At 59.1% G+C, this 25,217-nt stretch carries 23 protein-coding genes; 6 read left to right on the forward strand and 17 right to left on the reverse strand.

Going from position 1 to position 25,217, the window contains the following annotated elements; translation table 11 throughout:
• Window positions 1–188 precede the first annotated feature (188 nt).
• From msrQ to MGEO_RS09485, 4 genes are all read right to left on the reverse strand, one after another.
• Window positions 189–803 carry a protein-methionine-sulfoxide reductase heme-binding subunit MsrQ gene (gene msrQ, locus MGEO_RS09470; RefSeq protein ID WP_085636488.1) on the reverse strand — a complete coding sequence of 205 codons (615 nt, stop codon included), beginning with the start codon at window positions 801–803 and terminating at the stop codon, window positions 189–191.
• A 3-nt stretch (window positions 804–806) separates the two neighbouring features.
• Window positions 807–1,712 (reverse strand): protein-methionine-sulfoxide reductase catalytic subunit MsrP, encoded by a 906-nt coding sequence (msrP, locus tag MGEO_RS09475; RefSeq protein ID WP_085636489.1) that lies wholly within the window; start codon window positions 1,710–1,712, stop codon window positions 807–809.
• A gap of 102 nt (window positions 1,713–1,814) precedes the next feature.
• Complete coding sequence (locus tag MGEO_RS09480) at window positions 1,815–2,732, reverse strand: DMT family transporter (protein WP_085636490.1); 918 nt, start codon at window positions 2,730–2,732, stop codon at window positions 1,815–1,817.
• 104 nt (window positions 2,733–2,836) lie between these two features.
• Entirely contained in the window at window positions 2,837–4,324 is a 1,488-nt protein-coding gene (locus MGEO_RS09485) for an FMN-binding glutamate synthase family protein (RefSeq protein WP_085636491.1), read from the reverse strand.
• Window positions 4,325–4,424: 100 nt separating this feature from the next.
• Here MGEO_RS09485 and MGEO_RS09490 point away from each other — a divergent pair, with 100 nt between their 5' ends.
• On the forward strand, window positions 4,425–4,868 hold the full coding sequence (locus MGEO_RS09490) for a DUF302 domain-containing protein (RefSeq protein WP_085636492.1): 444 nt from the start codon (window positions 4,425–4,427) through the stop codon (window positions 4,866–4,868).
• Window positions 4,869–5,053: 185 nt separating this feature from the next.
• On the forward strand, window positions 5,054–5,539 hold the full coding sequence (locus tag MGEO_RS09495; protein WP_085636493.1) for a fasciclin domain-containing protein: 486 nt from the start codon (window positions 5,054–5,056) through the stop codon (window positions 5,537–5,539).
• A 98-nt stretch (window positions 5,540–5,637) separates the two neighbouring features.
• Here MGEO_RS09495 and clpB read toward each other — a convergent pair whose 3' ends face one another.
• Window positions 5,638–8,253: an ATP-dependent chaperone ClpB gene (gene clpB / locus MGEO_RS09500; protein ID WP_085636494.1), complete on the reverse strand. Its 2,616-nt coding sequence runs from the start codon at window positions 8,251–8,253 to the stop codon at window positions 5,638–5,640.
• Between the two features lie 214 nt (window positions 8,254–8,467).
• Window positions 8,468–8,659 (reverse strand): hypothetical protein, encoded by a 192-nt coding sequence (locus MGEO_RS09505; protein ID WP_085636495.1) that lies wholly within the window; start codon window positions 8,657–8,659, stop codon window positions 8,468–8,470.
• Window positions 8,660–8,764: 105 nt separating this feature from the next.
• Here MGEO_RS09505 and pyrF point away from each other — a divergent pair, with 105 nt between their 5' ends.
• Window positions 8,765–9,460, forward strand: coding sequence for an orotidine-5'-phosphate decarboxylase (pyrF, locus tag MGEO_RS09510; RefSeq protein WP_085636496.1), 696 nt, complete (start codon window positions 8,765–8,767; stop codon window positions 9,458–9,460).
• Between the two features lie 5 nt (window positions 9,461–9,465).
• Here the strand turns inward: pyrF and MGEO_RS09515 are convergent, their stop codons facing one another.
• Window positions 9,466–9,888, reverse strand: coding sequence for an NUDIX domain-containing protein (locus MGEO_RS09515; RefSeq protein WP_233139793.1), 423 nt, complete (start codon window positions 9,886–9,888; stop codon window positions 9,466–9,468).
• Window positions 9,889–9,929: 41 nt separating this feature from the next.
• Between MGEO_RS09515 and MGEO_RS09520 the strand changes: the two genes are divergently transcribed.
• Window positions 9,930–11,183 carry a DNA polymerase IV gene (locus MGEO_RS09520; RefSeq protein ID WP_085636498.1) on the forward strand — a complete coding sequence of 418 codons (1,254 nt, stop codon included), beginning with the start codon at window positions 9,930–9,932 and terminating at the stop codon, window positions 11,181–11,183.
• Window positions 11,184–11,186: 3 nt separating this feature from the next.
• On the opposite strand, the gene MGEO_RS09525 is transcribed toward MGEO_RS09520, so the two are convergent.
• The 6 genes from MGEO_RS09525 to MGEO_RS09550 are packed head-to-tail and all read right to left on the reverse strand — an operon-like array spanning window position 11,187 to window position 16,146.
• Entirely contained in the window at window positions 11,187–11,504 is a 318-nt protein-coding gene (locus MGEO_RS09525) for a DUF3775 domain-containing protein (RefSeq protein ID WP_085636499.1), read from the reverse strand.
• Between the two features lie 60 nt (window positions 11,505–11,564).
• Entirely contained in the window at window positions 11,565–12,296 is a 732-nt protein-coding gene (locus tag MGEO_RS09530; RefSeq protein WP_085636500.1) for an SDR family NAD(P)-dependent oxidoreductase, read from the reverse strand.
• Complete coding sequence (locus tag MGEO_RS09535) at window positions 12,293–12,859, reverse strand: DUF3833 family protein (RefSeq protein ID WP_085636501.1); 567 nt, start codon at window positions 12,857–12,859, stop codon at window positions 12,293–12,295. The genes MGEO_RS09530 and MGEO_RS09535 overlap by 4 nt, the downstream gene beginning before the upstream one ends.
• Before the next feature lie 4 nt (window positions 12,860–12,863).
• On the reverse strand, window positions 12,864–14,096 hold the full coding sequence (locus MGEO_RS09540; protein WP_085636502.1) for an MFS transporter: 1,233 nt from the start codon (window positions 14,094–14,096) through the stop codon (window positions 12,864–12,866).
• Complete coding sequence (locus MGEO_RS09545; protein ID WP_085636503.1) at window positions 14,096–14,851, reverse strand: DUF1365 domain-containing protein; 756 nt, start codon at window positions 14,849–14,851, stop codon at window positions 14,096–14,098. Before MGEO_RS09545 ends, MGEO_RS09540 begins: the two co-directional genes overlap by 1 nt.
• Window positions 14,848–16,146 (reverse strand): NAD(P)/FAD-dependent oxidoreductase, encoded by a 1,299-nt coding sequence (locus tag MGEO_RS09550; protein ID WP_085636504.1) that lies wholly within the window; start codon window positions 16,144–16,146, stop codon window positions 14,848–14,850. Before MGEO_RS09550 ends, MGEO_RS09545 begins: the two co-directional genes overlap by 4 nt.
• 246 nt (window positions 16,147–16,392) lie before the next feature.
• On the opposite strand from MGEO_RS09550, the gene MGEO_RS09555 reads away from it, so the two are divergent.
• Both MGEO_RS09555 and MGEO_RS09560 read left to right on the forward strand, forming a co-directional pair.
• Window positions 16,393–16,920 carry a sigma-70 family RNA polymerase sigma factor gene (locus MGEO_RS09555; protein WP_233139809.1) on the forward strand — a complete coding sequence of 176 codons (528 nt, stop codon included), beginning with the start codon at window positions 16,393–16,395 and terminating at the stop codon, window positions 16,918–16,920.
• 8 nt (window positions 16,921–16,928) lie between these two features.
• On the forward strand, window positions 16,929–17,582 hold the full coding sequence (locus MGEO_RS09560; RefSeq protein ID WP_233139800.1) for a ChrR family anti-sigma-E factor: 654 nt from the start codon (window positions 16,929–16,931) through the stop codon (window positions 17,580–17,582).
• 60 nt (window positions 17,583–17,642) lie between these two features.
• On the opposite strand, the gene lpdA is transcribed toward MGEO_RS09560, so the two are convergent.
• The 4 genes from lpdA to dld all read right to left on the reverse strand — a co-directional run bounded on the left by lpdA (window position 17,643) and on the right by dld (window position 25,201).
• Window positions 17,643–19,382, reverse strand: coding sequence for a dihydrolipoyl dehydrogenase (gene lpdA / locus MGEO_RS09565; protein WP_085636507.1), 1,740 nt, complete (start codon window positions 19,380–19,382; stop codon window positions 17,643–17,645).
• A 13-nt stretch (window positions 19,383–19,395) separates the two neighbouring features.
• Window positions 19,396–20,655: a dihydrolipoyllysine-residue acetyltransferase gene (gene aceF, locus MGEO_RS09570; RefSeq protein WP_085636509.1), complete on the reverse strand. Its 1,260-nt coding sequence runs from the start codon at window positions 20,653–20,655 to the stop codon at window positions 19,396–19,398.
• 18 nt (window positions 20,656–20,673) lie between these two features.
• Window positions 20,674–23,334, reverse strand: coding sequence for a pyruvate dehydrogenase (acetyl-transferring), homodimeric type (gene aceE / locus MGEO_RS09575; protein ID WP_085636511.1), 2,661 nt, complete (start codon window positions 23,332–23,334; stop codon window positions 20,674–20,676).
• Window positions 23,335–23,518: 184 nt separating this feature from the next.
• Window positions 23,519–25,201 carry a D-lactate dehydrogenase gene (dld, locus tag MGEO_RS09580; RefSeq protein WP_085636513.1) on the reverse strand — a complete coding sequence of 561 codons (1,683 nt, stop codon included), beginning with the start codon at window positions 25,199–25,201 and terminating at the stop codon, window positions 23,519–23,521.
• Between the last annotated feature and the right edge of the window lie 16 nt (window positions 25,202–25,217).

Below are 25,217 nucleotides of genomic sequence, written 5' to 3' on the forward strand. Positions count from 1 at the left end.
CGGATAGCGCCCTGAGTCCGCAAGAGGAAAAAACGCTCAAAACGCACTTTTTTTCGTTTTTTCATTTTTCCCTAAAAAACAGTGGCTTGGCGCAACTTAGATGCGTCGGCGCAGCCGTTTGCGCAATTCTGCTACACAGACACCCCATATCTAGCGGGGGTGTGTCGGCCAGGCCCAAGACCTGCGCCTCAGGCCCGGGTCGATACCCGAAACAGGCGCAGCGTCTGCAGATTGAGCCGGGCGGCAAGCAGTACGGCGATCACCAGCGCGTACAGGATCGGTTCCCATTGGAAGCCCTTCACCAGCAGCAGAAAATGCAACGCACCAAGGAGCGCAATGGGGTAGACCATCTTGTGCAGCCGGCGCCACCGGACCGGGCCAAGCCTGCGAAGGCTACAGTTATTTGATGTGAGCGCCAGTGGAAGCATCAGAACAAAAGCCAGCATGCCCACGGTAATGTACCAGCGTTTCACGATGTCGGCCCAGACGTTCTGAAACTGGACGTCCAGCACAAGCCACGTCAGCAGATGCGCCAGAAGGTAGAAGAATGTCACGACACCTATAGCGCGGCGGAATTTCAGAAGGTTCAGCCCGAACCAGCGGCGGATCGGAGTCACTGCCAGCCCGGCGATCAGAAGCCAAAGGCTCCACAGGCCGAGTTCGTGTTCGATCCGCTTGGCCGGATCGATTCCGAGCCCGCCGGTCAGCCCGAGATAATAGATCCAGAGCACTGGCAGCGGGGCCAGAATATATATCGCCCACGCAGGCATCCGGCGCAGTACGGTGTTCAGACGATCAACCACGGGTCAGAAAAACTCCCGCAGATCCATTCCATCATAAAGACTGGCGACCTCTGCCTCGTAGCCGTTGAACATCAGGGTCGGTTGCCGCTTGGCAAACAACCCGCCACCCAGCCGGCGTTCGGTTGCCTGTGACCAGCGCGGATGATCCACTTGGGGATTCACATTGCTGTAGAACCCGTATTCTCGCGGGTTGGCGATGTTCCAGCTTGCGGGAGGTTCGTCTTCCGTAAGGGTAATCCGAACCACCGACTTGATCGACTTGAAACCATATTTCCACGGAACAACGAGCCGAAGGGGTGCGCCGTTCTGCTTGGGAATATCCCGACCGTAAATCCCGGTCGCCATCATCGTCAGCGGATGCATCGCCTCATCAAGGCGCAGTCCCTCGACATAAGGCCATTCAAGAACCCGACTGGCCACACCCGGCATCTCTTCGGGTCGCAGAACCGTTTCAAAGGCCACATAGCGCGCGCTGGATTGAACACCGACCCAGTTCAGCAGATCGGCCAGTTCGAACCCGTTCCATGGAACCACCATTGACCACGCTTCAACACAGCGGAAGCGGTAGATCCGCTCCTCTATTGTCATTTGGCTCATGATGTCTGCGAAGCTGTAATCGCCCGGCCTGTCCACCAAACCGTCGATCCGGACAGTCCATGGATCGATCGTCAATGCTCCGGCATTGCGAGCCGGGTCATCCTTGCCGGTACCGAACTCATAATAGTTGCAGTAATTGGTGATCTCTTCCCATGTATTCGGCTCAAGCGCGTCTTGCGCCCGGGACGCCAGAGGCACCGATGCGGCGATCCCGCCAGCGGCCAACCCGGCCATAAGCTGGCGCCGGTTCAGAAAGGTGGAATAGGGAGTCACGTCCTCTTCGGACAAAGTGTTTTTCCAACGATACGCCATACGAACCTCATTTTCCTCTGGCTAAGGATATAGAAGTATCGGCCAGCGCGACCAAACCAACTTGTCTCACGGTTGCGTGGTGGGTTTGAAATGTTTTCGGTTTCAGGGAACGGTGATGGGTGGTGGTTTGCGTCGCTTTCCGCTGAGCGCGTTTCCCCCAATGGCATAAAGCAGAACAAGCCCACCCAGCAGCGTATTGAGCGTTGCCGTCTCTCCAAGAAACAGCCAAACCCAAAGCGGACCCAGAAGCACTTCCGCCAGAGACAAAAGCGAAAGCTCTGCAGCCGGGATGCTCCGAGAGCCCAACGTGTAGAGGATCAGCCCTGCGCCGACCTGAAAGACGCCCATGCCCATGGAGATACCTGCATCCATCGCCGTCAAACGCAATGGCAGTTCCAGAAGCAGACAGATCGCTCCGGTGATCACGACAGCGAACAGGCCTGACAGAAACACCGAAGGCAGCATCTCGGTCGTCCGCCCCCAGCGCAGGGCAACCGTAAACACGGCGAAACCGAAAGCAGAGCCCAGCGCCGCGAGGCTGCCTTTGATGCTGACAGTGCCGGACTTGTCCGCCACCATGATGCCGATGCCGGCAATTGCAATCAGGATCGAAAACCACGTTGCCTTTCGCACGGTCTCGCGCAGAAACACGGCACCCAGGACCGCGGCAAAAAACGGCGAAGTGGCAAAGAGCAGCATGGCGTTCGCGACAGACGTCGTCTGGATCGCATAGATGCCGCCCGAATAAGCCGCAACCAGTGACAGTCCGGCAATCATCGCAGGCCAACCGACGCGCCGGATTTGGGCAAAGGGGCTTTCACCCGACCGCACTTGGATCACGAAATACAGAAACACGCTGAGGCTGATCGACCGGTATAGAAGAATCTGCCAGACGGTGGCGTCTTCGATCAATCGGATACCCAGACCGACGGTTGACCACAGAACGCCCGCAGCGATGACAAGCAGATATCCCCGCCACTCCACGCCAGTGTCTGGGTCAACGTTCTCGGAAACACTCATCCCGGGTGCCTTTCGCTCAGTCCGGCACCATCACTAATCGGGTAAAGTCCGCCATGACCCGCCATTTGCGACATCCGTCGCAACCCGGAGTGGCGACACTCTGATCAGGGCGCAGACACCGGTTGTGGCCACAGATCCGACATAAGGGTGGTCCGTCCATCCGGTTGAACCACACGCACATGGCTGCGGCGCATGAGGCGGGGTTCTGCCACGCCGACTGAATGTGCGATGGTCTCGACCTCTTTGATGATCTCCGTCGCGTAAGCCGCCACACGCATCTCTTTGTCCTCTACGACAAGCCCGGCCTGAAAACGGGGGTTATGCGTGGTAATCCCCGTCGGACATGTATTGCGGTTGCACTTGAGAGCCTGAATGCAGCCCAGTGCAAACATGAAGCCCCGGGCCGAGGTCACGAAATCGGCGCCCGTCGCCAGCGCCCAGGCCACGTCCCCCGGATTGACAAGCTTGCCGCTCGCCACCAGCGGGATACGGTCACGCAAGCCATGGACATTGCGGATATTCGCGACCATGGGCAGTGCTTCGCGGATGCTCATGCCGACCAGATCGATCAAGGGCATCGGTGCGGCCCCGGTCCCGCCTTCCCCACCGTCGATGGTAATGAAATCCGGTGCAGCAACGGATCCGCGCGCCGTAATGGCCGCAAACAGGCCATTGACCCCATCTTCAGAGCCCACACACATCTTTATGCCCACCGGTTTGCCGGTGATGTCGCGAACCTTTGCAATCATGTCGAGCAGATCGTCCCAGTCGTCCACCTCTTCATGCCGGTTCGGCGAGATGCTGTCCTTGCCGACCGGAATACCGCGAATAGCCGCGATTTCCTGGGTGATCTTTTCACCCGGAAGGATGCCGCCCTTGCCGGGCTTCGCCCCTTGGCTCAGCTTGATCTCGAACATCCGTACGGTTTCATGCGCGGCAACGTCCCTCAGTCGGCCCTCGTCGAACGCGCCGTTCTCATCGCGTACCCCGTACTTGGCGGTGCCGATCTGAAAAACGATGTCGCACCCGCCTTCGAGGTGATAGGGCGACAACCCGCCCTCTCCGGTGTTCATCCAGATACCCGCGCGTTTTGCACCGCGGCTGAGTGCCCGGACCGCCGGCTTTGATATTGCGCCATAGCTCATGCCCGACAGATTAAAGAAAGACGCAGCCGTATAGGGGATCCGCGCGCCCGCCCCGATGACCTTCGGCTCCGACTTGGCAAACTGATTGTCCACGGGTGGAAAAGGCGCGTTCACGAACAACGGAGTTCCGACAATCCCGGTGTTCCGCGTCGACCCGAAGGCGACCGTGTTTCCATGACCTTCCGCGGACCGCTTCACCCATTCGCGCTGCGCCCGATTGAATGGCAGTTCTTCACGGTCCATCGCAAAGAAATACTGTCGAAAAAATTCACCCAGCGTTGAGAACAATCCACGGAACCGTCCCAGAACAGGATAGTTTCGCCGGATCGCATCGCTTGTCTGCGATCTGTCGATGATTCCCAGAACCACGGCCACCAACAGCGCTACTCCGATCAGAGCGACAAGCAGAACTGCCAGAAACTGCAACGCATACATGGCGACACCCATACTGACCTCACATTCGATTCATTGCATCTGACACGCCGATCAGACTAGACTGACGTTACGGACACCACCTTACGGTAAGCTGCCAAAAAAGGAGACCCCCATGAAACGCCTGCTCGCAACGCTCGCTCTGACGCTCACGGCATCCTCGGTCTCGGCCGCCGACATAATCACCTATGACACGGATCAGTCCTTCGAAGATGTCACCTTTGGTCTCGAAAACGCGATCCTTGATGCGGGGCTGGTCATCGACAGCGTCAGCCACACCGGAGACATGCTGGAGCGCACCAAAGCCGACGTCGGCTCTGACGTAACTCTCTATCTGAACGCAGATGTCTACAGCTTCTGCTCTGCCAAGATCTCGCGCGAGGTGATGGAAGCTGATCCCATGAACATCGTATTCTGCCCTTACGACATCTTCATCATGGTGCGCCCCGAGACACCGGATGTCACAACCATCGGTTTTCGGACGTTCCCGGACGGTCCGATGAAGAAGGTCGAAACACTTCTGGACGGCATCGCCAGAGCGGCAGTCGGGCTCGATTAATGACGAAACCCTAACGGGCTTTCACAAGAATTTCAGTTGAAAACGCAAAGGCTTGCGGCTTAGGCGGCAGTCTTTTTCCGTCAAGGGCAATCGGCGGAAATCCTCATGCATCCAAGTTGGTTTTTCATACGTTCAAGCAGCAGATGTGCAGGACACATCACAACGCATGAAAAAGGACGACCAACATGTTTCGTAAGACAACAATCGCCCTCACCACTGCAGCCTCCATGCTGGCAGGCGCTGCCTTCGCCGGAGGTCACTCCAAAGACATCGTGGACACCGCCGTCGACGCGGGATCCTTTGAAACTCTTGTCGCGGCTGTCCAGGCAGCCGGCCTTGTCGAAACGCTGAAGGGCGAAGGCCCGTTCACCGTTTTCGCACCGACTGACGAAGCTTTCGCTGCGCTTCCGGAAGGCACCGTTGAAAACCTGCTGTTGCCCGAGAACAAGGACCAGCTGGTGGCGATCCTCACTTACCACGTCGTGCCGGGCAAGGTGATGTCCACCGACCTGAGCGATGACATGGAAGCCGAGACCGTGCAGGGGGGCTCTGTCACCATCGACCTCGACAACGGTGTCATGGTCGAAGAGGCATCCGTCGTAACCCCCGACATCGAAGCCTCCAACGGCGTCATCCACGTCATCGACACGGTGATCCTGCCCGAGGGCTGATATTCAACCGCGGCAAAAGGGCGGCACGTGATGAGCCCTTGATGCACAACAAAAAAGGCGGGGATACCCCGCCTTTTTCTTTGATATGATGTTTCGCGTCAGTGGACGACGGCATCGTCCGGGCGTGGCCGGTTGGAGGACGCCACCCTGTCACCGATAAGGAGTCCGTCGGAACCCGCTGTGACCGGCACGATGTCTCCGTCCGAGATATCGCCCGCCAACAGCATCTCCGCCAGCGGATCCTGAAGTGCGCGCTGGATCACCCGCTTGAGCGGACGGGCACCGAACACCGGATCATACCCCTCTTCCGCCAGCCACTTCCGTGCGGCATCGTCCAGTTGCAAGTCGATCTTGCGCGCGGCCAACCGCTTGAGCAGCCGTGCCATCTGGATATCGACAATCCCATCCATATCCTCACGCTTGAGCCGGTCGAAAATCACGGTCTCATCAAGACGATTGAGGAATTCCGGTCGGAAATGCGCCCGCACCGCATCCATCACGTCCCGCTTGGCTTGGCTGGGGTCACCTCCATCCGGCAGTTGCGAAAGTGCCTGAGATCCAAGGTTGGATGTCAGTACGATCAGCGTCTGCTTGAAGTCCACGGTCCGACCCTGACCATCAGTCAGCACGCCGTCATCCAGAACCTGCAACAGCACGTTGAACACGTCCGGATGTGCCTTTTCGACCTCGTCGAACAGCACAACCTGATACGGGCGCCGCCGAACGGCCTCGGTCAGAACACCGCCTTCGTCATAGCCGACATATCCGGGAGGCGCACCGATAAGACGGGCAACCGCGTGTTTCTCCATGAACTCCGACATGTCGATGCGCACCATCGCATTGTCGTCGTCAAACAGGAACTCGGCCACGGCCTTTGTCAGCTCCGTCTTACCGACACCCGTCGGCCCGAGGAACAGGAACGATCCCAACGGACGGTTCTCGTCGTTGAGCCCGGCCCGCGCCCGCCGAACCGCGTTGGCAACGGCGCGCACTGCCTGATCCTGACCGATGACCCGCTTGTGCAGACCATCTTCCATGCGCAGCAGCTTTTCGCGCTCGCCTTCCAGCATCTTGGACGTCGGGATCCCTGTCCAGCGCTCGACCACGGCGGCGATCTGCTCGGGCCGCACGGCCTCTTCGACCATCACGTCATCGTCCGCGCTTTCTGCGTCCGACAGTTGCTTCTCAAGCTGAGGGATCACGCCGTAAGAAAGCTCGCCCGCTTTTGCGAGGTTGCCCTCACGCTTGGCGATCTCCAACTCGGCACGCGCCCGGTCAAGTTGCTCTTTGACATCCCGAGCCGACGCAAGCTTGTCCCGCTCTGCCTGCCACTTGGCCGTCATCTCGGCAGACTGCTGCTGCAACTCGGCCAGATCCCTTTCGAGTTTCTCAAGACGGTCCTTCGACGCCTGATCGTCCTCAAGACGCAAGGCTTCGACCTCGATCTGCTTTTGCAGAATGTCACGGTCGAGCGCATCCAGCTCTTCTGGCTTGCTGTCCACTTCCATCCGCAGACGCGAGGCGGCTTCGTCCATCAGGTCGATGGCCTTGTCGGGCAGGAACCGGTCGGTGATGTAGCGATGCGAAAGCGTTGCTGCCGCCACAAGGGCAGAGTCCGAAATCCGCACACCGTGGTGCAGTTCGTACTTCTCCTTGATGCCACGCAGGATCGAGATCGTGTCCTCGACCGTTGGTTCCTGAACCATCACCGGCTGGAATCGGCGGGCCAGAGCGGCGTCCTTTTCAACATGCTTGCGGTACTCATCCAGCGTCGTCGCACCCACGCAGTGCAACTCACCGCGGGCCAGGGCAGGCTTGAGCAGGTTAGACGCATCCATTGCGCCATCCGCTTTGCCCGCGCCCACAAGCGTGTGCATCTCGTCGATGAAGAGGATGATCTCACCAGCTGCGCTCGTGACTTCGGACAGGATACCTTTCAGACGTTCTTCGAACTCACCGCGATATTTGGCACCGGCGATCAACGCCCCCATGTCCAAAGCCAACAGACGCTTGTTGCGCAGCGATTCCGGAACATCGCCATTGACAATGCGCAAAGCAAGACCTTCGGCAATCGCGGTTTTCCCCACGCCTGGCTCCCCGATCAGAACCGGGTTGTTCTTGGTCCGACGGCTGAGCACCTGCATGGCACGACGGATCTCGTCATCCCGCCCGATGATCGGGTCGATCTTGCCCTCGCGGGCACGCTCAGTCAGATCAAGGGTGTATTTCTTCAGCGCTTCGTACTGGTCTTCGGCGCTCGCCGTATCGGCAGTCCGCCCTTTTCGAATGTCATTGATCGCGGAATTCAACGCCTGCGCGTTTACGGCGCCTGCCTCCAGCGCTTCTTTCGCCGGGCTCTTGACCATCGCAAGCGCCATCAGGATACGCTCGACCGGGACAAAGCTGTCCCCGGCCTTCTTGGCGATCTTCTCTGCCTCGTCTAGCACTTTACCCGTCGCGCTATCCAGATAGACCTGCCCTGCATCTCCCGAAACCTTCGGGATCTTGGCAAGCTTTCCATCCAAAGCCTGCACCACGCGCTGCGGAGCACCGCCGGCACGCTGGATGAGGTTGGAAGCCAACCCCTGTTCATCGTCCATCAAGGCTTTCAGGATGTGTTCGGGTGCTAGCCGCTGATGGCTTTCCCGCATTGCAATCGTCTGGGCCGCCTGAATGAAACCGCGCGACCGCTCCGTGAACTTCTCTAAGTTCATGGTATTCTCCTTCCGTTAAGCACCCCTTTGTCCGGAACGCCCGAATTCGGCACGTCCCATGGCAGGGCCTTCGGATAAGAAATGGGGGTCGGCACATGGCCGTTCAAGAGGTCGTGATCCGCGAGTTCATCACTCTGTTTGAACGAACGTGTTCATCGCAGCCAAGCTGCGGTTCATCCCGCTCATCTGGCCGCACGCGGATGTAATGCTTGCGTCATGAGCCCTCGGCGGCCTGCATCGTCAGGGCTGGCGTATGCACGATATCCTCAAGAAATGGATTTTCCTTGGGCGATCCTTTCGGGCCAATCTGCCAAATCGCCAGCCCCACCAGAGCGACGACGCCGACGATTATCACCATCGGGCGCAAGACTGCCGGGGTATGGCCATGCTGTGTGCTTTCAATCATTGTTGTCTCCTTCATCAGAGAGACAACTGACCAACCCGCCTCTTGTTCCTTGACCTGTCGCTGCACCTCTGTAAGACGGGGCGAGTTTGCGAAAAGGAAAGTCCCATGTCCGATGACCGTCTGATCGTAGCACTGGATGTTCCAAACGCGGTTGCAGGATTGGAGCTTGCGGGCAAACTCGGAGACACCGTTTCCTTCTACAAGATCGGCCTCGGAATGCTCACCGGTGGTGGGTTGGCCCTTGCAAACGAGCTGAAGCAGGAGCACGGAAAACGCATCTTCCTCGACATGAAGCTCTTCGATATCGGTGCCACCGTTGAAGCGGCAGTCAGGGGCCTCGCTCAGTTCGATTTGGATTTCCTGACCGTCCATGGCGATCCGCATGTGGTACGGGCGGCCAAAGAGGGTGCTGCGGGCTCGAACCTGAAAATCCTCGCGGTCACGATCCTTACATCTCTGGAACGCAAGGATCTCGACGACAGCCTCATCCGTGACGGAGCGGTTCCAGACCTCGTTGTCGAACGTGCGGCTCGTGCATTCGATGCCGGCGCGGATGGCGTTATCTGTTCGCCCAATGAAGCGGCGATGGTGCGCGAGATTTCACAATCTGCCGGCCGTTTGATCGTCACGCCTGGCGTGCGTCCGGCTGGCGCCGATCTAGGGGATCAAAAGCGCGTGGCAACACCGGCCAATGCCATCAAGAACGGCGTGGACCACATCGTCGTGGGGCGTCCGGTCTGGAAAGCCCCCGATCCGCGCGCTGCGGCGCAGGCCATCGTCTCCGAAATGCAATCCGCTTAAGCGGGTCAAACCGGTTTCTGATTCAGATATCGCCGAACCATCTCTGCAAAGTGCGGGATCGCCTCGGGGTGCGTCGCGTACAATTGGGGCTCCATCAGAGACCAACCCTGCCCCTCGGATCCAAAGACGATCCGCTGTTCGGCCTCGATCGGAAGATGGGCCGCAAAAAACACGCCCCTATGAAACCGGTCCCGCCAAATCAGATCATGCGCACCAAGCCGCAGACCGATCTCTTCATGAGTTTCGCGCAGCACGCAGTGTTCGGGACTTTCAAGTCGTTCACGCCCGCCTCCCGGAAGATCAAGCCGACCAGGCCAGGGAATGCCCGGCTTGTGATCACGGCGCAGAACGACAATGCGCTCTCCGATAAACAGGATGAGTTTCGCACCACCGAAGTCCTGCATGATCCAGCCTTTTGTCCGTCCCAAGCCGGGTGTACCCTGCAATAGCCTGTTCGGATACCCAACCCATGCCAGCCCTCTGCCGCGATTGCCTGACCGAATTCGAAACCGGCGCACGCTGTCCTGCGTGCCGGTCCCCCCGCGTGATCGCCCACCCCGAGCTGTTCGATCTGAGTATCGCGCATATGGATTGCGACGCGTTCTATGCCTCTGTCGAAAAGCGCGACAACCCGGAACTGGCCGACAAGCCGGTGATCATTGGGGGCGGTCGGCGTGGCGTTGTCTCGACCGCATGCTACGTCGCGCGGATCAGGGGTGTGCGCTCTGCCATGCCAATGTTCAAAGCACTCCAGCTTTGCCCGGACGCCGTGATCGTAAAGCCTCGCATGGAAGCCTATGTCGAGGCATCCCGTGCAATCCGTCAGATGATGGAGGAATTGACTCCTTCCATCGAACCCCTCTCTCTGGACGAAGCCTTCATCGATCTGACCGGTACCGCACGGCTGCACGGCCATCCTCCAGCCGTGATGCTGGCGAGGCTTGTCAAAAGGATGCGCGAAGAATTGAGGCTCACGGGATCGATTGGTCTCAGCCACAATAAGTTCCTCGCCAAAATCGCTTCAGACCTCGACAAGCCACGTGGATTCTCGGTCATCGGCCAGGCGGAAACACAATCTTTTCTGCGTCCGAAATCCGTTCGGATGATCTGGGGCGTGGGTTCTGCAACTCAGGACGCTTTGGAACGCTCTGGAATTCGCACGTTCGACGATCTTCTGCGCTGGGAACTTGATGACCTCACCCATCGTTTCGGCAGCATGGGTCACCGTCTCTGGCACCTGGCTAGAGGACAGGATCAGAGACGCGTTTCGGCGAACAGCCCGATGAAATCCATTTCAAACGAAACGACATTTCACGAGGACACAAGCGACCCCGATCTGCTCGACGGCCATCTTTGGCGCATGTGCGAAAAGGTCTCGGACCGCGCAAAGGCCAAGGGGCTTGCAGGCCGTGTGGTCACGTTGAAACTCAAGAAATCAAATTTCACGCTGCTGACAAAACGTACATCCCTCACGGATCCGACCCAGATCGCGGACCGCATTTACCGAACAGCTAGGCGCCTGTTCGACCAGGTGGGGGATCAAGGGCCTTATCGGCTCTTGGGTGTCGGCGTCAGCGACCTCAGCACGGCCCAGGACGCCGACGTTTCCGGAGACCTGCTGGATCCGCAGGGAACCAAACGCGCCCAGGCCGAGCGCGCCACAGATGCCATCCGGGAAAAGTTCGGGCCGGATGCGATCCTGAAGGGCCGTGCCCTTCGCTGATCCTCACATGAGTTGGTTTTCCTCATCGACCGCCGAAATGCCGAGCGCGTCCAAACCTGCTTCGAGGTGATCTGCCAGATGCGGAGTACCAATCAGATAATCGGCCGTTGGCGTAGTGGCCTCGCTCATCGCAGTCACGAACGCCTCGTCCCATTCATCGACCTCGAACGCCCCGCGCCCAATCCACATCACCGTGACCAGCGCGGCCTGTTCCTCTTCGTCCATCCTGTCGATCAAAGCGCGCATCTCGCCCTCGGCGCGATCCAACTCGCGGGCCATCACAATGACCGCAGCGACTTTACTTGCACTGATGTGTTCCATGACGAATCTCCCATGCCGTTGATCCAAACATGGGGGAAAAAAGAATCTTTGACTTTGATCTTACGCAAACAGCCGATAATAGAGCCAGTCTGGCAGAAACTGGCTGCCCCGGAACACCCATGAAAACAGCGTCGGAAAGCTGCGCTTGAACGCATCGGTGTTCATGTGCTCGAAATACTCGCGGGCCGCCTCGTCCGGCTCCATGATGAACGGCATGTTGAAATCATTCTTGTCGGTCAGTCGGGTTTTCACGAACCCCGGATTGACCAACTGCACTTTAACGTTGGTCTTTCGCAGGTCTGCATAGAGCGACTCCGCCAAGGTCATGACCCCCGCCTTGGACGAGGTATAGGCCGCCGCGCCCGGCAATCCTCGAAAACCGGACAGCGAGCCGGTCAGCACGATATGGCCAGCGTCGCGTTCAACGAACTTCGGAACGACCGCACCCATCAATCGCATCGCACCTGTGAAATTGATGTCCGCCATCATCGTGGCCTGATCGGCGTCCCACGACTTGGCTCCAAACGGCCAATACACACCGGCGATCTGCACAACGCCATCGATGTCGCCCACAGCGTTGGCAGCCGCTTTGACCGACTCCGAGTCGGACACATCGACGGTGACCACTTCTGACTTGCCCGGCAGGCTTGCCGCCAGCTCTTTCAGCTTGTCCTCGTTCCGGGCTGAAAGGACAAGCTGGACACCGGCCGCGCTCATCTTGTGCGCCAGAGCCGCGCCAAGACCCTCGCTTGCCCCAACCAACCAGTACCGCTTGCCTGCCCACTCACTCACGCCGCTTCCTTCCTCCGCATCGTGGCCACCAATTCGGCCACCTTGATTCCATACTTCCGAAACTGGCTGCGGTTCACGATGGTTCCATTCGGCGCGAGATACATCCAGTCCGTCGTATCAAGCACATGCCCACCCTGCTCTTCAGGCAGCTTGTATTTATATTTCAGCTGAACTGTCGGGCCGCTTTGAACACCCTGCCCCTCGCCGACAACATCCGAGGCCAACGCACGGATGCGTCCGTCATTCCCCAGCATGAGCTTCCACTCGCGCAAGACCTCGTCACCGCTGTCATAGGTGAAGCGCTCTGTCATGACGCCTTTGTTGCCGTCCCATTCCGCGTGGAAATCACCCACAAAACGCGATGTGACCCGCCCCGTGGGGCCATAGATCACGCCCTCGCACACGATGGGGCCGTTCAGATGTGTCCGCAGATCGAAGGCTTCACCGTCCGCAGACGCATAATCGGACGGGGATTGCCCGAAAAACCCGAAGTATCGTGCCCTCAGGTATCCGAGGACGAGCATCAGGCTTGCTCCGAGAAAGACGAGAAAGAATGCTTCCATGACGTCATTCCTTTCCGATGGGGGTGGCCACCAGAAGGCCGATCGCCACCAGTTTCAAAACGCAGGGCACCCCCGCGTAGAGCAAAGTCAAAGTTCTGAGAGCGGCATCACTGTTTTCGGCACCCGAGACGAACCCACTCGCTTCGAGGATCGGCAACAGCGCGATGGCCGCAAAGGCCAGTGTGAATTTCGAAACGAAACCCCAAAGCGCAAAACCTTTCGAAGCGTCCGGCGCGATCTGCTCCATGCGACGGGCAAAAACCGCTGGCAGAAGCGTCAAATCGGCCCCCACTGCCGCGCCTGAAGCAAGGCAGATCACCGCAAACAAAACCGTATCGCCGCTTCCCAACATCATCGCAAAGCTGAACGCGACAATTGCCAGCACCATCGCCGCCAGAAGTGCGGATTTCGGCCCCACGCGTTCCGCGACACTGCCCCACACCGGAGCCGCCACCGCCGCCGCAACAAAGAAAAGCAACAACAGCGGTCCCTCCCATCCGGGAGCATCCAAGCGGCTTTCTACAAAAAACAGAAAGAGCGTCGAACTCACCGCGACCGGCGCCGCATTGACCAATGCGATCAGCAGCAGACGGCGCGAGATGTGGTCCTTCAGGACAATACCGAAACCCGAAGACGGCTCCGTTGTCGCGCCACGCCATTCGTTATGCATGGCGATCCCAGCAATCAGACACGCCAACGCAAACACGGTGGCATAAGCCACGAACTCGGGCCAGGCGAGCGCCAGAAAGACCGACGGCATGACAGATGCCACACAGACGCCCAAAAGCGCACCGGTTTCACGCCACCGCGCCACACGCAGATAGCCTGCGCCAGCCCCAAGGGTTTTCGCCTTCTGCACGCCGCGCGCATAGAAGTTGATGGTCAGAAAGCTGAACGCCGAAAACACCAGCGTCAGCATCACAGCAAACCAGAGGATCGGGTTGGTCGGCGGTGTCACGGCAAACAGCCCCAACATCGCCGCACCCATGATCGCCAATGTCACACCGACAGCCATGCCCTGAAATCGGCGCACTGCAACGGCCAGCTTGCCCAACAGCGGATCTTGCACCACGTCCAACAGGCGCAGCCCGAACAGGACAGAGCCCAAAGCCGCTAGGCTCACGCCATATTCATCGACATAGAATTTTGGCGCGTGGATATAGATCGGCAAACCCGCCGCAGCGAGGACTGCCGCGAAGATCGCGTAGCCACCAAGGTTTTGCCGATCTGAAACCATCACTGGCTGACTTCTTCCATCGGGGGTTCAGTGCGCGTGCGATAGCGCGATCCCTTCCACCACAGCTTCAACGCCTGCCAATGGATCAGCGCCAAGACCCGGCGCGACCCCAAAGGACGACGCAGGAGCGAACGCAGGATGGAGCCATTGCTGATCACCTTGCGCGGCCCGGTCAGCGTCGCGATCAGACCACCGGCCGCTTGCGAGTAATCAATCCAGATGCCGATCTTGTCGGGTCGGATATCGAAACGGAATTCGTACCCGCCCTCGACCGGCTGGAAGGGCGAGACATAGAAGATCTTTGTCGCCTGCAAACGGTCGCAGGCGCTGATCGGGGAGTTGTCGGGCTTGCGGCACAGATAGGAATGACGATCGCCGAAGGTGTTGGTGACCTCCGCAATTACCGCGACCAGGTTGTCCTGCTCGTCATGCGCCAACCAGAACGACACCGGGTTGAACACATGACCAAGAAACCGCGGTTGGGCGAGCAGCAGCAGGCGACCGCGCGCCCGAACCTGATGGGCGTCCAGCACCTCGCGCGCCCAGACTGCGCCGCGCCCGTCACCGGGCACACCGCCATGGTCGCTGTCCTGAAGGCTCGCCACATTCCCTTTATTGCGGGAAAACAGCCACGGGGTTTTCGGCTCGGCCTCGGCATCCAGCATCACATAGTCGATGGAATAGCGGAACGCGTTGTCCGTACTGCCCTTGCGACCGTGATAGGTGTGGCCAACGATATGATCGACAACCTTCATTCCGCAGCCACCGCAACCGCATTGCGCGCGCGGATCGCATCGACAACGTCCACCGCGCTGCCCAGACCATCTTCGTGGAACCCATTCTTCATCCAGGCACCACAGAACCACGTCCGGTTCGTGCCATTCATGTCCCGCACGGTCTCCTGCGCAGCCAGCGCCTCAAGGTCGTAGACCGGATGGCGCAGGGTGCATTCGTCATAGATCAACTCCTCGCGAATCGGACGCGTGGTGTTCAGCGTCACGAAATGCGGGTCATCCTGCGGGATCGGCTGAAGGCTGTTCATCCAGTAGGTCAGGTCGATGGTGTTCAGCTCTTTGGCTTCGGTCTCGGTGTAGTTCCACGACGACCAGCAGATCCGCTTTTTAGGCATAATGCTCGCATCCGCATGCAGAACGATGCGATTGGGTTGGTATTTGATGGCACCCAGCGCCCGCTTTTCCAGCGGTGTCGCGTCGGACAGCAGACGCAGCGTGTCGTCGGAATGGGTGGCAAACACCACCTCGTCATAGCGCTCCCACTCGCCGCCCTGCGCCTTGATCTCAGCCCCCATCACATCGCGGCGTACGGCATCAATGGGCGCACCAAGGCGCAGGATCACCCCGCGCTCTTTCATCGACACCTCAAGGCGCCGCACATATTCGATGGACCCGCCCTCGACAGTGTACCACTGGTGCTGGCCTGACACGGACAGAAGCGCGTGGTTCTCCATGAACTGAACCAGCGCGTGCGCCGGGAAGTCCATGATCTTTTCCGTCGGCGTAGACCAGATCGCGCCGGTCAGCGGCAGCAGGTAATACTCGCGGAACCACGCCCCGGTGCCGATCTGTTCAAGGAACTCGCCAAGGCTCAGGCTTCGGTCGCGGGTCGCATCCAGGGCACGCTTGTTGAACTTGGCGATGTCCGCCAGCATCCGCAGGAACTTCGGGTTCACAAGGTTTTTCTTCTGAGCAAAGACCGATCCAACGGTTGCCAGCGCGTATTCGATCCGCCCGCCATCAAGGCTCGCACCAAAGCTCATGTTGCTCTTGGTCACCGGCACATCCAGTGCTTTGAACAGCCGCGCAAGATGCGGGTAATTGGCATAGTTGAACACGATGAAGCCGGTATCGACCGGCTGATCACCATTCTTGCCCGCCATGATCGTCCGGGCATGCCCGCCAAGGCGCGGCTCAGCTTCGTACAGGGTAACGTGGTGATCCTCGGACAGCATGTGCGCTGCCCCCATCCCTGAGATCCCTGCGCCAATCACGGCAATCTTTTTGGGGGCGCTGGCGCGGGCTTCAAACGGCATAGTCTTCTCTTTCTGTGATGTGTCTAGTTTTGTTTACGCCCCAGAACCCAAACCGGATGAGAAAAGAAAAAGAAAATTTCTTTTGATCCAAAGGTGTGACGCGCCCGTATCTTGCACATGATTTCGCTCACGGTGCTTTCATCAGACTGCGACCCCGCGACCGTTGCCAACGGTCTGAAAATGGGTGACTCGTCAGGTAAAGCGCGGAACGGAACCAAGACTTTGAACGACGAAACGTCAGAAAGCATGACGCCTTGGGTCAACGACCTGCTGGCGGTGCGCGACATGCGGGACGAGGCCGCATTCATCCGGGTGTTCGAACACTTCGGTCCGCGCGTGAAGGCGTTTCTGATGAGGACGGGCATGGATGCAGCGCTGGCCGAAGAATGCGCGCAGGAAGTGCTCGTGACGGTTTGGAACAAATCGCATCTCTACGATGCGACACGGGCAAGTCCATCGACATGGATTTTCACCATTGCCCGGAACAAGAAAATCGACGTGTTGCGCAAGCAAAAGCGTCCAGAACCCGAAGATCTGCCCTGGGGCCCCGAAGCGGAACCCGATCAGGCTGACGTCATAGGGTTGCAACAGGAGAGCGAAAAGCTGGGTCGTGCCCTGCGCGACCTGCCGGAGAAACAGAGGGAACTGATTGAAAAGGCCTATTTCGGAGATCTGTCGCACAGCGAGATTGCAGAACAGACCGGCCTGCCCCTTGGCACGATCAAATCCCGCATCAGATTGGCGCTCGAAAGACTGCGCCACCAAATGAAGTGATGAACGCTATGAGCATCAAACACCATCTGCCAGATGAGCTCCTCATGGCCTATTCTTCGGGCGATCTGTCCGAAGCGGTCAATCTCATCGTGGCAACACACATTTCGCTCTGCGACGAATGCCGGGCGGCTCTCGGCAGTTTTGATGCTGTCGGAGGCGCGGTACTGGACACCTGCGAAACAGTCCCGATGTCAGCAACCAGTCTGAAATCGGTGCTCGACCTGATCCACGCTCAGGACAGCGGTGAAGTCGATCAGAAGATCACGCCCCATGCGCAGGACGACGTGCTGCCGGCCCCTCTGCTTGATTACGTGGATGGCGGGTTGGAAAACGTGCGCTGGCGCTCGGCGGGAATGGGTGTGAAGCAGGCCATCCTGCCCACCTCCAAGGAAGCCACAGCACGTCTTCTCTATATCCCGGCGGGAACCGCGATCCCCGATCACGGGCATAACGGGATGGAGCTTACTCTTGTTCTGCAGGGCGCTTTTCAGGATGAAGACGGGTATTTCGGCCGGGGTGATATCGAAGTCGCCAGCGAAGACCTGAACCATACCCCGGTGGCCGACATCTCGGAGGACTGCATCTGCCTCGCAGTGACCGACGCTCCCCTGAAGTTCAAGGGTTTGGTCCCCCGGATCGCACAACCGTTCCTCGGGATATAACCGTTACAGACAGCCGACAAAAAAAGGGGGCCAGCGGCCCCCTTTTCTTTGGTGCACTTCTCAGTGCTTTTTCTTCTTTGGAGGCATCAGATCGGTGATCGTGCCTTCGAACATCTCGGCGGCAAAGTTCACCGTTTCCGACAGCGTAGGGTGTGCGTGAATGGTGTGACCAAGGTCCACCGCATCCGCGCCCATCTCGATCGCCAGTGCCGTCTCCGCGATCAGGTCGCCCGCGTTGGTACCGACGATGCAGGCCCCGATGATGCGGTCATCCTCCGGGTCGAACAGCAGCTTGGTGATCCCTTCGCTGCGCCCGTTGGACAGTGACTTGCCCGAAGCTGCCCACGGAAAGACACCCTTCTCGTACTTGATGCCCTGCGCCTTGGCCTGTGTTTCGGTCAGACCGCACCACGCCACCTCGGGGTCGGTATAGGCGACCGAGGGAATCAGCTTGGCATCGAAGAACCGCTTGTGGCCGGCGGCGACTTCTGCCGCGACCTTGCCTTCGTGAACCGCCTTGTGCGCCAGCATCGGCTGGCCCACGACGTCGCCGATGGCGAAGATATGCGGAACGCCTGTACGCTGCTGGTTGTCCACGGCGATAAAGCCACGATCGTCAACGGCCACGCCGGCCTTTTCAGCGTCGATCAGCTTGCCATTCGGCTTGCGACCCACGGCCACCAGAACCTTGTCGAAAGTATCGGTGAAGCTCTCGCCCTTCTCGTCCTCGAACGTGACCTTGAGACCCTTTTTCTGGGCCTCGACAGCTGTAACCTTCGTCTTGAGGAAGATGTTTTCGTAGCGATCCTTGATCCGGTTGTGCAGCGGCTTGACGATGTCCTTGTCCGCACCCGGAATGATCTGGTCCATCAGTTCGACAACCGTGATCTTCGACCCCAGCGCGTCATAGACACAGGCCATTTCCAGACCGATGATGCCGCCGCCAAGGATCAGCATCCGCTTCGGAATGTCTTTGAGCTCAAGCGCGCCGGTCGAGTCGATCACACGGTCGTCGTCATGCGGGATGAACGGCAGTTGCACGGGCTCGGACCCGGCAGCAATGATGCACTGATCAAAGCTGACGGTGGTGGTTTTCCCCTCGTGCTCGACCTCGATCATGTTCGGCCCGGTAAACTTGCCGTAGCCTTGAACGGTCGTCACCTTGCGGCCTTTGGCCAGACCACCCAGACCGCCGGTCAGCTGACCGATCACCGAATTCTTGAAGCCGCGCAATTCATCAAGATCAATCTTCGGCTTTCCGAAACTGATCCCATGCGCGCCCATCTCTTCGGCCTCGGTGATCACCTTGGCCACGTGCAGCAGCGCCTTGGACGGGATACAGCCAACGTTCAAGCAGACACCGCCAAGGTTCGGGTACTTCTCGATCAGGACGGTTTTCTTGCCAAGGTCCGCAGCCCGGAATGCCGCCGTGTAACCGCCGGGGCCGGACCCGAGAACAACCACTTCGGCATGGATGTCACCGGGGCCGGAGGCCGACCCGGTGGCCGCAACGGCTTGCGGTGCAGCGGGCTTGTCCTCGGTCGGCTTCGGTGCGTCCTCGGCCTTGGCATCTGCGCCTTCGATCACCATGATCACGGTGCCTTCAGAGACCTTGTCCCCTTCGCTCACTTTGATTTCGGTAATCTTGCCAGCAGCAGGAGACGGAACCTCCATGGTGGCCTTGTCGGATTCCAGTTCGATCAACGGGTCTTCTTCGCTGACCGTATCCCCGACGCCGACCAGAACGCTGACAACGGGCACATCTTTGAAATCCCCGATATCGGGTACTTTGATATCCATCAGATCGCCCTCCTTACCACATCAACTTGCGCATATCGCCCAGCAGCGTCTTGAGCGTTACGCAGAAGCGCGCGGCCAAGGCACCGTCGACGGCACGGTGATCATAGGACAGGCTCAGAGGCTGCATCAGGCGCGGCACGAATTCCTCACCATTCCAGACTGGTGCCATCTTCGACCGGGTCAGACCCAGGATCGCCACTTCGGGGGCGTTCACGATCGGGGTAAAGCTCGTACCGCCGATCCCGCCAAGCGAAGAAATCGTGAAAGTCGCGCCCTGCATGTCGCCGGACTTCAGTTCACCGGCACGCGCTTTGGCAGACAGATCACCCAATTCCTTTGAAATCTCGACAAGACCTTTGCGGTCCGCATCCTTGATAACCGGGACCATCAGACCGTTCGGCGTGTCGGCGGCAAAGCCGATGTTGTAGTAGCTCTTCTTGATCAGCTTGTCGCCATCCGGGTGGATCGACGAATTGAACTCCCAGTGCTCCTTCAAAGCAGACACGGACGCCTTGATGACAAAGGACAGCAAGGTAACGCGATAGCCGTTTTCCTTGGCCATGTTGTCCATTTCCTTGCGGTACTTGTCCAACTCCGTGATGTCCGCCTCATCATTGTGCGTGACATGCGGGATGTTGAGCCACGAGCGGTGCAGCGCCGGGCCCGAGATCTTCTTGATCCGGGGCATCTCGACATCTTCCACCGGGCCGAACTTGGAGAAGTCCACAGCCGGAATCGGCGGGATGCCCATACCGCCCGAAACCGCGCCACCGGCAGCAGCGGGTGCCGCCGTCGACTTGAGCGCCTTCATCACGTCTTCGCGCAGGATACGGCCCTTGCGGCCAGTGCCGTTCACGGTTGCCAGATCGACATCGACGGTCCGGGCAAAGGCGCGCACGGACGGGGATGCGTGGACCTTGCCGAAACCGGCATCGGTCTTGGGCGCAGCAGCCGGTGCAGGAGCAGGCGCTGCAGCCGCCGGGGCAGGAGCAGGCGCAGCGGCTTTCGGTTCTTCCTTGGCCGGGGCAGCGGCGGCACCATCTGCCTCTACAATCAGGATGACCGAGCCTTCCGACACCTTGTCACCCTCGCTGACCTTGATCTCTTTCACGACACCGGCGGTCGAGGAGGGAACCTCCATCGTCGCCTTGTCGGACTCAAGCTCAACGATCGGGTCTTCGACGGCAATCGTATCTCCCACGCTCACCAGAATGGTCACCACGGGCACATCGGTGAAATCGCCGATATCCGGCACTTTAACTTCAGTTGTCATAGTCTTTACTCCTCCCGCTTACACAAGGCGCGGGTTCGGCTTTTCGCCGTCGATGTCGTATTTCTTCAGGGCGGTCTTGAGGTCTTTCTCGCTCACGGCGCCCTCGCGATAGAGGTCCACCATTGCGGCGGCAGCGATGTGGTTTGCATCGACCTCGAAGAACCGGCGCAGGTTCACGCGGCTGTCGGAACGGCCAAAGCCGTCGGTCCCCAGAACCGTGTAGCGTCCCGGAACAAAGGCGCGGATCTGCTCGGCATAGTTCTTCATGTAGTCCGTTGCAGCAATGATCGGGCCTTTCGCCGCCTCAAGCTGCTGGGTGACATAGGGCACCTTCGGCTCGGCAAGCGGGTTCAACCGGTTCCACCGCGCGCAATCTTGACCGTCGCGGGCCAGCTCATTAAGCGATGTTGCCGACCAGATATCCGCCGAAACGCCAAAGTCTTCCTTGAGCATCTCTGCAGCTTTGATCGCCTGAACGAGGATCGTGCCGGACCCCAGAAGGTTCACGTGCTTCTTGCCCGGCTTGGCCTCTTTCTTCATCCGGTAGAGACCTTTGATGATCCCGTCCTCGGCGCCCATCGGCATTTCCGGATGCTGGTAGTTCTCGTTCATGAGCGTCAGGTAGAAATAGACGTCTTCCTGATCCGCATACATCCGCTTCAGACCGTTCTGCACGATCACCGCGACCTCATAGCTGAAGGTCGGGTCGTAGCTGATGCAGTTCGGAATGGTGCCTGCAAGGATGTGGCTGTGCCCGTCCTCGTGCTGCAGACCTTCACCGTTCAGCGTGGTACGACCGGCGGTCCCACCCAGCATGAAGCCTCGCGCACGGCTGTCGCCTGCGGCCCAGGCCAGATCGCCGATCCGCTGGAACCCGAACATCGAGTAATAGATGAAGAACGGGATCATCGGCACGCCGTGGTTGGAATACGACGTCGCCGCCGCAATCCAGTCCGCCATCGCACCGGCTTCGTTGATGCCTTCCTGAAGCACCTGACCATCGAGGCTCTCTTTGTAGAACATCATCTGGTCGCGGTCTTCGGGCACATAGTTCTGACCCAGCGGGTTGTAGATGCCCACTGACCGGAACAGACCTTCCATCCCGAAGGTCCGGCTTTCGTCCGGAACAATCGGCACCACGTTCTTGCCGATCTTCTTGTCGCGCAACAGCGTCGTCAGGATGCGCACAAATGCCATCGTTGTGGAAATCTCACGATCCCCGGTCGACTCGAGCTGACCCTTGAACTTGTCCAAAGACGGGATTTCGAGGCTCGGCGTATCGCGCCATTCCCGCTTGGGGAAAGATCCACCCAGTTCCTTGCGCCGATCTGCCAGATACGCTTTCTGCGCATTGTTCAGGCTGACAAACGGAACGTCCTTTTCCAGCTCTTCGTCGGTAACCGGAATCTGGAACCGATCGCGCATCGCCTTGAGCTGGTCGAACTGCATCTTCTTTTGCTGGTGCGTGGTGTTCTGACCCTCACCGGCGGTGCCCATGCCATAACCTTTGACCGTCTTGACCAGGATGCAGGTCGGCTGACCCTCGGCTTTGGTCGCGCGAAGGAAGGCATTGTATACCTTCTTCGGATCATGCCCACCACGGCGCAGCGCCCAGATCTGATCATCGGTCCAATCTTCGACCAAGGCAGCAGTCTCCGGATACTTTCCGAAGAAATGTTCGCGGATATAGGCGCCATCCTTCGACTTGAAGGTCTGGTAATCCCCGTCCACGGTTTCATCCATCAGCTGACGCAGCTTGCCGGATGTGTCGCGTTCCAGCAGTTCGTCCCAGCCACGGCCCCAGAGCAGCTTGATCACGTCCCAGCCAGCGCCGCGGAAGTCGCCTTCGAGTTCCTGAACGATCTTGCCGTTGCCGCGCACCGGACCATCGAGACGCTGAAGGTTGCAGTTGATGACAAAGATCAGGTTATCGAGACCTTCGCGGTTCGCCAGATCAATCGCGCCACGGCTCTCCGGCTCGTCCATCTCGCCATCGCCAAGGAAGCACCAGACCTTGCGGTCACCGGCATCGATCAGACCACGGTTGTGCATGTATTTCATGAACCGCGCCTGGTAGATCGCCATGAGCGGCCCCAGACCCATCGAAACGGTCGGGAACTGCCAGTAATCCGGCATCAGCCACGGGTGCGGATAAGAGCTCAGACCACCGCCATCGACCTCGGAGCGGAACGCCTCAAGCTGTTCGACGCTGATGCGGCCTTCCATGAACGATCGCGCGTAGATGCCGGGGATCACGTGGCCCTGGAAGAATACCAGATCGCCACCGTGAATCGCCGACTTCGACCGCCAGAAATGGTTCAGACCTATATCGTAAAGCGCAGCAGACGACGCGAAGGACGCGATATGCCCGCCGTATTCGCTGCTTTCCTTGTTCCGCTTGACCACGGTCGCCATTGCGTTCCAGCGGTTGATGGTACGGATGCGCCATTCCATCTCGGTGTCGCCAGGAATGTCGACTTCGTCATCCGGCGCGATGGTATTCTGATAGGGCGTCGTCGCCGAGAACGGCAGCTTTGCACCGTTCGCGCGCGCCTGTTGAACCGCCTTGTCGAGCAGGAAATGCGCGCGATCTGCGCCATCCCGAAGGATCACGTCTTCAATCGCGTCTTGCCATTCCTGGGATTCGACCGGGTCAATATCTTGCGGGCTGTCTTTCATATTCCCTCTTCCCTTGGTCTGGCCCTCGGCCATTAGTTTATCGCTGAACAAATTGCTTCGATGCAATTCCACTCAACGGTGTAACTCGCTCCTAGCACGCTGGGTTCCCCAGCGGCAGTAAGGCATCGTCATATCGTCCATGCATCAGATGCATGGCAAATTAGTTCAAAGCTAAACAAACAGATCACGCATAGTGCTTGCAACGCGACATCTTGCCGATGCCGGGATTGAACGAATTGGTCGGGTCTATGGATTTGTAGAACTCGGCCAGATCCGGCTTGGCCTTGTAGATGTGGCCGACATTATGCTCCGCCGGATACTCTGCACCGCGTTGATCCAGCAATTCCAACATCTCGGCTTTGAGAGCCACAACATCCACACCCTTCTTCACGATGTAATCCTGATGCAGCACGTGGCAGAAGAAGTGTCCGTAATAGAGCCGATGCACCAGCTTGTCCGCGATAGTGTCGGGCAGGACTTCCAACCAGTTCCGCTCATTCCGTTTCAGCGCGATATCAAGCGCAAGAATGTCCTCGACCGAGTCGCGATGCACGTTCTGATAGCGGATTGCGGCCCCTGCGGCCGCAAAGCGGTTCAACCCGGCCAGCTTGCCTTCACGCGCGGTACACTCGAAAAAATCGCCTTCGCGCTGCGCAAAGAACACCTTGAGGAACGCCCGCGCCTCACCCACGCCCCCGTCCCGCATCTTGAGGATCAGGTGATGCTCATACCGATCCCGGTAATCGGTCAGCCGCTTGGGCAGCAGCTTGGGCACCATGCGCGACACCAGTTGCATGAACCGGTCCGTAAACCCGCGCGTCAGCGCCAGCTTGTTCAACCGCGCATCCACCGCGCCCTTGAGGGCAAAGAACATCGGCAGCTTGTCGGTGCCCAGCCTGTCGATCATCAACACCGTGTCTTTGCCGTAGGTCTCTGAAATATCGAAACACTCACGGTGCATGTATTCGCCAGACACCGGCAGGCTGTCGAACTCGGCAAGGATATGCCGCCGCAGGTCGGTCAGCGCGCCGGGATCGTTCGTCCCGATATAGAAGGTCTGTTCGGTCTCGTTGATCGGATAGGTGTCCAGCCGTACGGCGAAGACCGCCAGTTTCCCGGCACATCCCGCCGCCTCGTAAAGCCGCCGTTTGTCCGCGTTGAACCGTGCCGGGCTGTCGGCATCCACGTCGCGCACCCGCCTGTGGTATTCGGTATCCGACGCGCGCTTATTCGTCGGCTCCAGATCGGCATCACCAAAGTTACCCTTCTGCACCCGCGTCAGAATCTCTTCCGGCGTATCGCCCAACGCGATCCCCAGATGGTTGACCAGCTCCAACTCTCCATCCGCCGTGATCCGCGCGAACAGCGACAGCTCGGTATAGCTCGGCCCCCGCTCGATCAGCGACCCGCCGGAGTTGTTGCACACGCCTCCGACAATGGACGCACCGATGCAGGACGACCCAATCACCGAATGTGGCTGCCGGCCCAAAGGCTTCAGCAGCTTTTCCAAGGCAAACAGAGTCGCCCCCGGCAGGCTCACCACCTGCTCACCACCGCGCAGCGTATGGATCGCATCCATCCGCCGCGTGTTGATCAGAACCACATCGCGGTCATACGTCCCCTTTGGCGTCGATCCTTCCGTCAGCCCGGTTTTGGCCGCCTGCATGATGACGATCTTGTCCGCCGCGACGCAGGCTTGAAGTACCTGCCACTGTTCCAGAATGGTCGCCGGCTGCACCACGCAAAGAGCGTCGCCTTCGCCCGAACGGAACCCCTTGCGGAACCGCTCGGTCTGCTTGGCGCCGGTCAGGACGTGCCGTGCCCCGACCACCGCGCGCAATCTATTCAGAAGGTCGTCGTCCGTCATCGGTCCTCTCCCCCTG

The organism is Marivita geojedonensis, from assembly GCF_002115805.1.
GTDB lineage: Bacteria > Pseudomonadota > Alphaproteobacteria > Rhodobacterales > Rhodobacteraceae > Marivita > Marivita geojedonensis.